This window comes from Streptomyces sp. NPDC036813 (assembly GCF_055609245.1).
Genome location: NZ_JBVJPV010000040.1, coordinates 1 through 11,074, shown reverse-complemented (window position 1 = coordinate 11,074; position 11,074 = coordinate 1). Strand labels below are relative to the sequence as shown.

At 69.0% G+C, this 11,074-nt stretch carries 9 protein-coding genes and 2 pseudogenes; 4 read left to right on the top strand and 7 right to left on the bottom strand.

All coding sequences use genetic code 11. The annotated features are described in order from the left end of the window. The first annotated feature begins 1,524 nt into the window (after positions 1-1,524). A protein-coding gene (locus ACZ67Q_RS39280; RefSeq protein ID WP_471192408.1) for an IS5 family transposase occupies positions 1,525-2,354 on the top strand; the annotation gives its coding sequence in 2 pieces (ribosomal slippage) (positions 1,525-1,831 and positions 1,831-2,354; 831 coding nt in all). A 65-nt stretch (positions 2,355-2,419) separates the two neighbouring features. On the opposite strand, the gene ACZ67Q_RS39275 is transcribed toward ACZ67Q_RS39280, so the two are convergent. The 3 genes from ACZ67Q_RS39275 to ACZ67Q_RS39265 all read right to left on the bottom strand — a co-directional run bounded on the left by ACZ67Q_RS39275 (position 2,420) and on the right by ACZ67Q_RS39265 (position 5,676). Continuing rightward, positions 2,420-2,911: an STAS domain-containing protein gene (locus tag ACZ67Q_RS39275; RefSeq protein WP_471192406.1), complete on the bottom strand. Its 492-nt coding sequence runs from the start codon at positions 2,909-2,911 to the stop codon at positions 2,420-2,422. Next, positions 2,911-4,389 (bottom strand): PP2C family protein-serine/threonine phosphatase, encoded by a 1,479-nt coding sequence (locus ACZ67Q_RS39270; protein ID WP_471192403.1) that lies wholly within the window; start codon positions 4,387-4,389, stop codon positions 2,911-2,913. The genes ACZ67Q_RS39275 and ACZ67Q_RS39270 overlap by 1 nt, the downstream gene beginning before the upstream one ends. A gap of 687 nt (positions 4,390-5,076) precedes the next feature. Beyond that, positions 5,077-5,676 (bottom strand): TetR/AcrR family transcriptional regulator, encoded by a 600-nt coding sequence (locus tag ACZ67Q_RS39265; RefSeq protein ID WP_471192400.1) that lies wholly within the window; start codon positions 5,674-5,676, stop codon positions 5,077-5,079. 274 nt (positions 5,677-5,950) lie between these two features. Here ACZ67Q_RS39265 and ACZ67Q_RS39260 point away from each other — a divergent pair, with 274 nt between their 5' ends. Beyond that, the gene (locus ACZ67Q_RS39260; RefSeq protein WP_471192397.1) at positions 5,951-7,021 is read left to right on the top strand and encodes an SEL1-like repeat protein; all 1,071 of its coding nucleotides are present in this window, start codon (positions 5,951-5,953) and stop codon (positions 7,019-7,021) included. 335 nt (positions 7,022-7,356) lie between these two features. On the opposite strand, the gene ACZ67Q_RS39255 is transcribed toward ACZ67Q_RS39260, so the two are convergent. Both ACZ67Q_RS39255 and ACZ67Q_RS39250 read right to left on the bottom strand, forming a co-directional pair. Continuing rightward, the gene (locus ACZ67Q_RS39255; protein WP_471192394.1) at positions 7,357-7,530 is read right to left on the bottom strand and encodes a hypothetical protein; all 174 of its coding nucleotides are present in this window, start codon (positions 7,528-7,530) and stop codon (positions 7,357-7,359) included. A gap of 127 nt (positions 7,531-7,657) precedes the next feature. Continuing rightward, positions 7,658-7,762, bottom strand: a pseudogene (locus ACZ67Q_RS39250) (Imm21 family immunity protein); the annotation flags it as partial. Between ACZ67Q_RS39250 and ACZ67Q_RS39245 the strand changes: the two are divergent. Continuing rightward, on the top strand, positions 7,755-7,898 hold the full coding sequence (locus tag ACZ67Q_RS39245; RefSeq protein WP_471192391.1) for a hypothetical protein: 144 nt from the start codon (positions 7,755-7,757) through the stop codon (positions 7,896-7,898). The pseudogene ACZ67Q_RS39250 and the gene ACZ67Q_RS39245 sit on opposite strands and share 8 nt — an antisense overlap. Before the next feature lie 92 nt (positions 7,899-7,990). On the opposite strand, the pseudogene ACZ67Q_RS39240 reads toward ACZ67Q_RS39245, so the two are convergent. Beyond that, positions 7,991-8,638: pseudogene (locus ACZ67Q_RS39240) on the bottom strand (Mu transposase domain-containing protein); the annotation flags it as partial. A gap of 329 nt (positions 8,639-8,967) precedes the next feature. Then, complete coding sequence (locus tag ACZ67Q_RS39235; RefSeq protein ID WP_471192388.1) at positions 8,968-9,795, bottom strand: class I SAM-dependent methyltransferase; 828 nt, start codon at positions 9,793-9,795, stop codon at positions 8,968-8,970. A gap of 504 nt (positions 9,796-10,299) precedes the next feature. Between ACZ67Q_RS39235 and ACZ67Q_RS39230 the strand changes: the two genes are divergently transcribed. Beyond that, positions 10,300-10,758: an SDR family NAD(P)-dependent oxidoreductase gene (locus ACZ67Q_RS39230; protein WP_471192385.1), complete on the top strand. Its 459-nt coding sequence runs from the start codon at positions 10,300-10,302 to the stop codon at positions 10,756-10,758. Positions 10,759-11,074: the final 316 nt, after the last annotated feature.

The following is an 11,074-nucleotide window of genomic DNA, read 5'->3' as shown; positions in this document are numbered from 1 at the left end:
CTGACAGCAGGCCGCGCGCCTGGTTGATGCGCTCACTCACCTGGGGGTCAATTTTCGGAGACCCAGCCGGGGTCAAAATTCAGAGATCGTTGACACACGGGCCGGTTGACCATGAATGAGTCCAGCTCATCAGGCGTCGAGGGCGAGTGGGCAGAACGCCGCCATCTGATCTCCTGGCTCGCCCCGCTCTGCAGTCCTGGTCCGGCAGCGGTCTGTCGTTGCTCACTGAGGGGATCTGGAGCTCGTCACCTCCGCTCAGGCGCTGCGCCGCCTGTGATCGAAGCGAGGCGTCAACCTGGTGCATTCGCCGCATCGATCGTCACTACAGGTGGGAGTCACAGAAGCCAGTCTGTTGAAACTCGTAAAGACCCTCTGCATTGGAGCATGCCGGGGGAGTGGAGGCCTTGGTAGGCGTGTGTGGCCGCCCAGCCTCACACCGGGACAACCATGGTGTCTCCCTGGCTGATAGCAAGGTCGTGGTGAAGACGTCAGTTGATCGCTAATGCTTCGCCGTGGAAGACAGTGTGCCCTTGCGTGATTGGCGGGTGCTACGGGCCCGGATCGTGCCGACCACGCCGATGTCGAAGAACGGGCAGGCCCTGCCCCCTATTTCCCAAGGCGATCTGTCAGACCGCCCTCTATGTCCGGGACGTGCAGACTCCCGGCAGGTCGAGGTCTCGCTCCCGCCGGGCTGTGACGGCCCCGGCCCGGCCGATCTGGGCGCGGGCGTCGGAACCGAGTTCGGGTGTCAGGTCAAGGCTGCATCTCTGCTGGCAGGCATCAGCGTTGCAAGCACGCGTGCGAAGAACGCGTCCAGTTGCTCCAACCACGGGAAGTGTCCGCTCTGCTCGAACTCGACGAGGTGCGAGCGAGGCATCGCCGCTGTGAGGGACCGCGCTTGGCCCCCGAGGCAGAACGGGTCGTGCAGCCCGGCGACGATGACGGCCGGCACCTGGAGCCGGGGTCAGGGCGTTCATCGGCAGCGGGAGGCGCGTCAGAGGCGGTCACCTTCTGCAGGGTGTGACGAGGCAGGATCAGCGGCTTCAGAGCGTTGGTCAGAGGTGTCATGGCCGCCGGGTCTTTACGGCAGACCGGGAGGAGACGACCGAGGACCGCGGTCGCCTCGGCGTTCGTCTGCAGGGTGAACGGGGCGTGGCAGCGGATGCCTGGGACAGGGCGGACCGTGGGCCTGACTGCCGCCCGGACGCCACTGAGCAACCGGCTTACGGCGATGCGAGGTACCCCTCGCGTCTCACCGAGGAAGAAGCACGCTGACTGTGGCTCCGAGGCGCCGCCGAGGCCGCAGCGTCGCTCGGCCACGTCGGCAGGGACCTCGCACGAAGGCCCAAACCTGAGCCTGTCGGCTTGGGGGATCGGTCATGCGCAAGCATCTCGCCCTCGCCTCGGCGCCCTTGGAAGGGATCAGCTCGGGCCCGATACGCCGGTGGGAGAGCTAGGCCGTGTCTCTTTGGTGGGCTCATCAGTTGATCGGATGTCCCTGTCCGGTTAGTGATCACTGATGCGATGTGGGAACGGATCGAGCCGCTGATGCCGGCCGATCCGGTTCGCGGACGGCGGTGGGCCGACCACCGCCGCACGCTCGAAGCCATCGCGTGGAAGTACCGCACCAACTCGCCCTGGCGGGACCTCCCCGACGAACTCGGCTCGTTCCAGACCGCTCACAAACGTCTGATTAGGTGGGCCGTCGACGGAACCTGGGAGAAGATCTTCGCCGCCGTCCTCGCGGCAGCTGATGCCGTCGATGACATCGGCTGGACCGTGTCGGTCGACTCCACCGTGGTCCGGGCCCACCAGCACGCCGCAGGAGCACTCAAAAGGGGGCCGCGGACCGCGACGAACCATCCCACCACGCGCTGGGACGCTCTCGCGGCGGGCTGAGCACCAAGATTCACCTGGCCGCAGACGGCCATGCACGACCCCTGGCATTGGCCATCACCGCAGGCCAGGCTGGTGACGCGCCCGCCTTCGAGACGGTCATGGCCCGCATCCGGGTGCCGAGAACCGGCCCCGGCCGTCCCCGGACCCGCCCCACCGCGGTCCTGGCCGACCGCGCCTACTCGTCCCGCGCGATCCGCGGCCACCTGCACCGCCGGCAGATCCGCGCGGTCATCCCGCAGCCGTCGGACCAGATCGGCCATCGTCTGCGGCGAGGACGCCAAGGCGGCCGCCCACCCGGCTTCGACATGGATGCCTACAAGCAGCGCAACTCCGTCGAGCGATGCATTAACCGCCTGAAACAGTGGCGCGGCCTGGCCACACGAACCGACAAACTCGCCATCGCCTACCAAACCGCACTCCACCTCGCCGCCATCCTCATCTGGACACGGCGCTGACCAAAGAGACAGAACCTTAGACCTGGCCCGTTCGCTGGTACAAGCCCTCTGGCGGGTCGGCGCGATCAGCTCAGGTCGGCAGAGGGGGTGTGCGCGCTGTCGTAGGCCATTGGTTCCACACCGGTGCGTTCACCGGGGCTGCCCCCTGTGGAGGCGTGGGTGATTGAGCCTTGATCGCCTGTGCTGGTAGAGGGGCTGTCGGTCATGGCGGTGACTGCTTCGGCGGCGGTGGCATGAACCGGAAGGACTGCGTCGACACCGGTGAGGACGAGCATCCGCATCAGGCGGCCGGGGACGTTGGCGAGACGGATGCCACCGCCCGCAGCCTGGGCCGCGTGCCAGAGGCCGATGAGCGCGCTCAGACCGCCGGAGTCGCAGAAGCCGACCTGTGACAGGTCCAGAATCAGGTGCGGACACCCTTGCTCGATGATTCTCGAGGCTGCGTGGCGCAGTGTGTCCGCGGTGCGCGTGTCCACGTCGCCGGCGACGGTGGCGATCGCGAGGCCGGGGCGGGGGTGCTGGACGGTCAGCTGCAGCGTGTCGGTCACGTCGGTCATCACTCCTGGCCGAAGTGTTCGGGCGCGGCGGCGGTGTGGGCGGTGGCGGCGACACTGCCGGCGGTTGTGGTGTGAGGGTGGGGGACGGACAGGGCCAGCAGGGCCACGTCGTCGCCGGCTCCGTCCGGCAGCGAGGCCAGCAAGGTGATGCTGTCCTCGACCAGGGACGTGGCGGTGACGGGCCCGGTGCGCTGGTGGAGGAAGCCGGTCAGGCCTTCGTCACCGAGCATGGCGCCCTCGGTGGTGCGGGCTTCGATCAGTCCGTCGGTATAGAGAAAGAGGCTTTCCCCGGCCGTCAGCAAGAACGTGGTCTGGGCGAAGGGGGCCTGCGGGAAGGCGCCGACGAGCATCCCGCCCCTGGGGCGTACGGCCCGCACCCAGACGCCGTCGTCGTCGGAGCGGACATGGTAGGCCGGCGGGTGGCCGCCGGTTGCGACGGTGACGGTGAAGCCGCCGTCTTCCCGGGGCTGCAGGATGCCGAAGACGACGGTGCAGAAACGGCGGCCGGCGGTCACGTCGGTGAGCAGTATGGTGTTGAGCGAGCTCAGCACGGTGACAGGGTCGGCGTTGATCTGGGCCGTGGCGCGCAGGGTGTGGCGGGCCAGGGCGGTGACGGTCGCCGCCTCGGGGCCTTTGCCGCACACGTCACCGAGGAAGAACGCCCACCGGTCGCCGTCGAGGGGGAAGACGTCGTAGAAGTCGCCGCCCACGTCGTGGGCGGAGGCGGTGCGGTAGTGGCAGGCCAGTTCCAGCCCCGGCACCACGGGAAGGGCCGGGGGCAGCAGGGTGCGCTGGAGGGTGGAGGCGAACGCGGCGATGGCGGCCTTGTCCTGCTCCGCCTTCTCCCGCGCCGCCCGTTCCGCCTCGGCCCGTGCCCGTTCCGCCTCGGCATGCCGCCTCTCCGCCTCCCGGCGGGCCTGCTCGTCGCGCAGGGCGTGCAGCGCCGACAGCCGCAGCTCCATCTCGTCCAGCACGATCGCGGCGAGATCGGCCAGGGTGGCGGTGTCGTCCTCGGTGATCGAGCGTGGCCGGGTGTCGAGGACGTTGACCGTGCCCAGCTTGTGCCCGTCGGGGGTGATGATCGGCGCGGCGGCGTAGAAGCGAACCCCCATCTCCCCGGCGACCAGCGGATTGTCCGCCGCGACGGGGTCCTTGAGGGTGTCGGGGATCACCATCGTGTCATCGCGCAGGATCGCCGAGCCGCACAGGCCCGGATCACGGCCGATCTCCGCGACACCTTCCAGGCCGTGGGCGGCCTTGAACCAGATGCGGTCGGTGTCCACGATCGTGACCGTCGCCACCGGTACGTCGAAGAGCCGCGCGGCCATCGCCGCCACCCGGTCGAACGCCCCGTCAGGCGGGGTGTCGAGGATGTCGTAGCGCCGCACCGCCGCGATCCGGGCCGCCTCCGCATCCGGGTCGGGGACCAGCTCGGGGCGGCGCCCAGGAGCCGGGTCGGTGGCCGATGCCTGCTGCATTATCGGCTTCCAATCCGTCGATGGGCTGCCGCCGTGAACGGCACGAACCGACGCAGCCTAAATCGACAACACGCCCGAACGCCAATGCCGACGTCAGCCGAGCTCCCGGCCGCGGCCTCCTGCCTGGTGACGCGGTCACTTCGAGCGTCGGCTGCAGAAGCGGAGAGCCAGCCGCCTTCGCCCTCGGTTTGATCGGGCTCCTGGTGCTCGGGCCGGTGGTGCTCGGGCCGGGCCGGGACGGCTCGTCCCGCGCTAGTGGGTGCCGAGACCCTCGGCCCCCCAGCCTCGTTCCCGCGGCTTCAGCCTGCCGGAAAGCCGCCTGCCCCCGAACTTTGCCGCTCACTAGGATCAGAGGAGAGTCCATCTCAGGCCCTGTCGCGTGTGGACCCCCGCGGTGCGGGAAACCCCCGCGCCACCCGGAGCAGACGAAATACGCCGGCGTGCCGCGCGCCCTGGGCGACGGCCACGAGGCGTTCCAGCTGCTGCGTGGCGAAGTCGGGCTGCACTCACGGGCACGGGCATTTCTGGCGGATGAGGGCGTCACCGCCCTCGGGCGGTGGCTACGTGACCACCGCGACACACGCGACGTCCAGCCCCCGTGGACGAGCTGATCCGCGTCGCGCGCAGCCGATGGGCCATCGAGGAATGCTTTTCGCAAACGACGTGGAGCCGCGACCTGGCCACCCGTCACGGCAAAGACCGTCGCAGCACCAGCGCCTGCGACAGGGCGTCCACGGTCACGCCCACGATGGCCAGGAGCTGCACCCAGCTCGCCCCGGCCCTGCTCATGACGGCGAGCGACTGGTTCACAGCCGCCGCGTGCAGAGCGAAGGCTTCGGCGTCCTGGTCGGTCAGTCGGCCGGCCTTCAGCGCGGTGCGCAGACGCAGGCGCTGGAAGCCGAGCGCCTGCTTGGCGTGCGCTGCGACGCCCGGACTCAGCACTGGGATCGCCATGGCTGACTGGGCAATCAGGCATCCATCCGGCAGTCCGGGATCGGCGATGCGCTCGAGGGTGACGTCGAAGAACGCGCGAAGAGCGCCAACGGGTTCCGAGGCTGCACACGACAGGGCTGCGTCGTACTTCTCGCCATAGCGCGCGGCGTAGCGATCCAGGCAGCGCAGGAAGAGCGTGTCCTTGTCGCCGAGGGAGGCGTAGATGGAACTGCGGTTCAGGCCGGTTGCCCGAGACAAATCGTCCAATGAGGTGTCGGCGTAACCATCGCGCCAGAACTGGATCATCGCGGCCTCGAGCGCCGTGTCCATGTCGAACTGCTTCTTGCCTGCCACGCGGCACTTCCTTGCCGATGCGTCGATGGTTCGGACTCTGTTGCGCATCATCCTATCTTGAACTGATCGGTTCAAGATGTGTACCCTTCAAGCGCGGTCATGGCCAGGCATATCGCGCACTTCGCGACCGAGCGAGCACTCCGCGTGGTCCAGCCACCGGCGTCATCTACACCGGCTCAACCGCACATAATCAACGGATGTGCCGGGCAGTGGTGTTCTCGGTGGTCAGAGGTTCGTTTCGGGACAGCCCCTGGTTGGGGGCGAAGGGGACTCGATGAGGGAACAGGATGAGCGGAACCTCCTCCTGGCTGCCGAAGACGGCGACTTGCGCGCGACCCTCCTGGTTGCGCAGGAGTTCACGCAAAAGCGTCTGTTCGAGCAGGCCGAGCCGTGGGCTCGTGCGGCCGCCGAGACGGGCGGCGCGGAAGGCGTTTTCTGTCTGGGCGCGGTGTACGAGGGGATGGCGGCCCTCGGCGGGCCAGACAGCGCGAGGCTGGGGGAACAGGCGCGTCATTCCTACACAAAAGCAGCGGAATCAGGTCACGTGGAGGCCATGTATGCCCTGGCGCACTCCTCGGACCTCAGCGCCGACGAACGTGAATGCTGGATGGTGCGCGGAGCCACTGCGGGTCATCGCTGGCTGCGGAGAGATCTACTGCGTCGACTGCGTCAGCAGCAACGATTGGCGGAGGCCGAACCGTGGCAGCGAGCGGCGGCGGAGGCCGGGGACCAAGATGAACAGCTGGCACTCGCTGAACGGCTCGTTGCCCAGGGGCATGTCGACGAATCAGCGTACTGGTTCCAGGTCGCGGCGGGTGGCGAGTGGCTGAGTGTCTCCCAGGTGGCTGCAGAGCAACTAGCTCAGTTGTTGACGAATCACGGACGCGAAGACGAGGCCGCGCGGTGGCACGACCGCGCCCGCGAACTCGCCCGGGAGAGCGAGAAATGGCTCACGGAAGAGCAACTTCGCGCGGGGGATGTCGGAACGGTGGTGCTCACGGCCCTGGTCACCACCGCCGTACTGCCCTTCGTTCAGGCGCTGATTTCCAAAGCCGCCGAAGATGCATACGGACAGGCTCGCGACCTGGTCCGTCGCCTGGTCCACAGGGACAGAAGCGCGAACAGCGCCAGCGGTCCCTCCAGGGAAGCAGAGGCGCTGTTCACGATCGTGGAGGACCCGGACGCGGGCATCAGCCTCCACCTGTGGTCGGACGTCTCGGACGACGCACTCCAGGCGCTCGCGGCATTCGACCTCAACGAGTTGACCGCCCGCAGGCCAGATCAGGGACGCATCCGTGTCGTCTGGGACCAGGCGAGTGGCACGTGGCGCATCCGGGGTGAGTGAGGGCGCCAGGGGTTGTTCCTCTCTTGGTGCGTCGAGCCGCTTCACCCGACTGGTCGGCGCCCGGCCCCGTCGATCAACCACCGCGGCCAACGGACTGCCTTCCGGCCTCGCGTGAAAGAAGAGCTGCTCGTCGGCGGCATCTTGAAGGGGTCGAGAGATCCGTTCAGCCAATGGTGAAGCACTGGTTCTGGGCGCCTCGGTCGCAGCGGGCAGTGCGTTAGTCGCCGTTGTCCTGCTGGTGGAGGCAGCGGCCCGTGCCGAAGCCGTGGCGGCCGCGGGGATGCGAGCCTGCAGTGCGGCGCGCCTCGCCGGACCTGACCGAGGCACTGCCTGTTTCAGGATTCGGTGGGCAGGAACTGGACCAGGCCGACCCAGTTCTCCTCGTCCACCTTCGTATGGGTGGCGCGGACCTTCCAGCGGTCGGCGGGCAGTGGGACCGATGCCTGGGTGTGCGTCCCGCCGCTGGGATTCCCGATGCCCAGGTCGGAGCCCGCTTCGGCGGAGTCCATGAGCACCGCCGGACCATCCGACGTCCAGGTGCCGCACTCTGCCACGCTGTGGTCGGGTCGGCGAGAACAGCGCGTGTGCCGCAGCCCTCAACCCGGCCTCGGAGTCGGCGGCAAGCCACCGCAGGAACGCTCGGCGCTCGGGCAGGTAGCAGCTGGTGGCTGGCTCGTCGGCCAGCACCAGTGCTGGCGCACCGTTGTCGTCGACCGTGATCACGCCGGCCAGATTGTCCATCGCACAGGCCAGGTCGTACTCGGTCAAGGCCCAGCGCGAGGCGTCTCTGCGGGCGCAGGCGGCGAAGAAGACGGCGGCCGGCGGAAAGCCAGCCGCGAAGAAGGACCGGCTGTCCAGCCGGCTCAGTCGCGGCTGACGCGGTTCTCCTTCGCGAGAAGCTCGCGCCGCTGGCGGGTGCGGTAGGAAACGCCGGTGAGGATGAGGACCTCGGCCTGGTGGCACGACCTGCTTCGCCCCGGACCGCTCGTGCCGGGCGACGATTTGGCGTCGCAGAACACCGTTACCCCCTGCGGGGAGGCGGTCACGTCGACGAACCGGCCGATGACCTGCGGATCCACCGAGTAGTCGTCGGTGTCGACGCGGACGCAGTAGTCGCAGCCGAGCCTGACCCGCTGGTTGAGCCCCGTCGGTGGGTCGAGGGGCGGCAACGGGATCATCGACAGGTAGTCGGTCTCCAGCAGGTCGACCGGGCGGCCCTGGATCGAACGGACGGCGCGGGCGTTGGCCGGGTCCAGCCACTGGGCCAGCTGCAGGTTGAAGTCCGCCGGCGAGGCGAACGTCCGGCCGGGCAGGAACGAGGTCCCCCGGTACTGGTTGTTCCGCTTGACCATGCCCCTGTACCCCGGGTCACCGGGCGGTGCGAACTTGACCCGGGTGGCCACGGTGCCGGCGAACGCCGTCGCCAACGCGGACACCCGCCCGGACCCGCCGATCGCCGCCTCGCGGTCCCAGACCAGCGTCCTGGTGACCCGGCCGATGCCGGTGACCGGCTCCCACCGACAGGATGTCGCCGCCCTGCCGGGAGGGGATCATCACCGCGGTCATGAACCGGGAGAAGCCGAGCGTCATCACCAGCACCGGCAGCACCCGCCTGGTCTCTGCTGCGAGGGCACGCGGATGCGGGACATCACTGTCTCCAAGGCGGGTGCGGGTGGCCTTCCTTTCGAGGACGACCGCGAGGGGACAGGCGATGGGAAGGAGAGAGAAGCCGCGCGGGAAAAGCTGGAGCGTGCCTCCAGGCGGCGGGAACAGCACCTCGGGTATGACTCGGGAAAGGTTGCTCACGAGGTGGTGCGGGGGAGCTGACCCGCAACGCGCGGGTCGGAAAGTGACGGGCCGTTCAGCCGACGGAGAAGGAACAGCACCGGCGCCCGAACAGGGGCAGGCACGCCTGCTCGCACTGTATCGCTGCCGGGGAAGGAGGATCAACGAACGGCCAGCAGGCCGTACAAAAGAGGGATCCGCGGCTCGGCCAGCCGCCACCAGCCAGAGTCCGTACGGACCATCCTCGGCCACCGCGGCCAGGGAAGCTCGTCGCTCTCCCGCAGTCGCCGGACGCCCATTCCCGCATCCGTCAACGCGTTCACGACCTCTCCTACTCCGTGCATCCACTCGTAACTGTCCGTGGCGCCCTCTACGGCCGGGCCGTCGGTGTAGGTGTAGGTGGCATCCCGGTGCACCGGACCGGAGCCCCCCAGGTAGTCGTGGCGCAGCAGCAACTCCGGTCCCTCACCCGAACCGGGCTTCGGACCGAGCGCGTTGAGCAGCGGGTGGAACTCCACCACGTACAACCGCCCGCCCGGGCGCAGCAGCCTGGTCACCACATCCGCCCACCGCTCGAGGTCTGGCAGGTAGCACAGGGCGCCCTTGCCGGTGTAGACGACATCGAACCGCCGGCCCTCGAGCGCCGTCACGGCGTCGTACACGTTGGCCTGGACGTAGGTGACGTCGAGGCCCGACTTCGCGGCGAGGTTCCGCGCGGCCGTCACGGACGCCGCCGAGAAGTCCAGGCCGACCGCCCGGGCTCCACGCCGGGCGAAGGCGAGCGTCTCCGTGCCGAGGTGGCACTGGAGGTGCAGCACATCCCGGCCGGACAACTCGCCGAGGTCCTCCCACTCGAACGCGGCGAACCAGCGCTCCGGATGCAGGTCCTCGTCCAGTCCGTAGAACCGGCTGGTGACGTGGACCGGAGTGCGGGCGTCCCAGTTCGCCTGGTTGGCGCGCATCAGCCGCGCGTGCTCAGCGGAGGTCATGAGGACATCCAACCGCGCCCCAGCCGCGCGCGGGGGAGGAAAACCGGAAAAGTTCGGACCGGGCCGCCCGCGTCCGGCCCCCCGCCGCATCGGACCGTCGCACGTCACACCCAACGGGTACCGCCATTCCCCGGCCACGTCGGCGTCCGGGCGCTCGCGACGCGGTGTCTGCCCCCCGGGGCCCGGAAGCCATCGGCCGGCAGCCGGTCCGATGGCGGCACCTTTCCTGCGCCCGCGCGGTGCGCACGTCACGGCACGCGGGCCCCTCCGATGAGGTTGGATGCGCGCTGCTTGTGCTTCCGCGCGCCCCTCCTGGCCGGAGCACGAACTGCCACCATCGCCCCGCGCGGCTTACGGCCGTGGCCACGGACACGGCGACGGGGGACGCATGACGCGGTGATGGCTGGTGACGGGGTGCTCTTCAGGGCTCGGGCGGGCGCTGGCAGGCGCCTCCGGCTCCAGGCCGGCGACCTGGTGGTCGCCACCGCCCGCAAACCTGCCTCCATGAACCAGCTGGCTGACCGGTACCCGGACCGGGTGTCGGCGGTGGCTCTGGACGTGCGCGACGCCGAGCAGTGCGAAGCGGCGGTCGCTCACGCGGTCGATCGCTTCGGCGGCGTCGACGTGCTGGTGAACAACGCTGGGGCAGGGCTGTTCGACGCGGTCGAAGAGGTATCCGACGACGAACTGCGCGCGCAACTCGAGGTGTTGACTGTGACAGCGTGGCGACTCACCCGCTTGGTGCTTCCCCTGACACGCCGTCAGGGTTTCGGGCACGTCGGCGCGGACGCCTACGACTTTCTGGAGGCGGTCGATGCGGCGGGCCGTGCCGAGTTGGCGGCGCGCACGCTTTCATCCACGATCCCGCCGAGCACCCCGCGGCAGACACGGCACCCGCGACGCCCACTGTGCGACAAGGATGCCTGTGTTGATCCGATCACCGCGAGACGGCATCCGGCATGATCCGCGCACGCTCCCCTTGGAACTAAGCGCCCGGTAGCCGGGGCCGCTGTCGGTGCGCCCTACGGCGACGATGCAGGAGCGGACCAGCTCTCCTGCGCAGGTGGTGGTGGACCGGGGCGCGCATCGTAGTGACCGAGACGGTCGTACGGGCCAGGCCAGGCCGGCGCACGGCCGCCCGCTCCACCGTTGGTCTAATTCACCCAGTCCCAGGGTGCTTGCCCCGCGACTAGAGGTTGTCCCGTAACTGCTGGCCAGAGGTGAGATGATCTTGCCGTGGCTGGTGTGATCACGGCGTCGGAGCCCTCCTGGATAGGTC

Bases quoted from the DNA above. Each gene is read 5' to 3' on its own strand.
- ACZ67Q_RS39230 (WP_471192385.1), top strand. From the start codon at position 10,300: ATGAACCAGCTGGCTGACCGGTACCCGGACCGGGTGTCGGCGGTGGCT.
- ACZ67Q_RS39260 (WP_471192397.1), top strand. From the start codon at position 5,951: ATGAGGGAACAGGATGAGCGGAACCTCCTCCTGGCTGCCGAAGACGGC.
- ACZ67Q_RS39270 (WP_471192403.1), bottom strand. From the start codon at position 4,389: ATGCAGCAGGCATCGGCCACCGACCCGGCTCCTGGGCGCCGCCCCGAG.
- ACZ67Q_RS39235 (WP_471192388.1), bottom strand. From the start codon at position 9,795: ATGACCTCCGCTGAGCACGCGCGGCTGATGCGCGCCAACCAGGCGAAC.
- ACZ67Q_RS39255 (WP_471192394.1), bottom strand. From the start codon at position 7,530: ATGGACTCCGCCGAAGCGGGCTCCGACCTGGGCATCGGGAATCCCAGC.
- ACZ67Q_RS39275 (WP_471192406.1), bottom strand. From the start codon at position 2,911: ATGACCGACGTGACCGACACGCTGCAGCTGACCGTCCAGCACCCCCGC.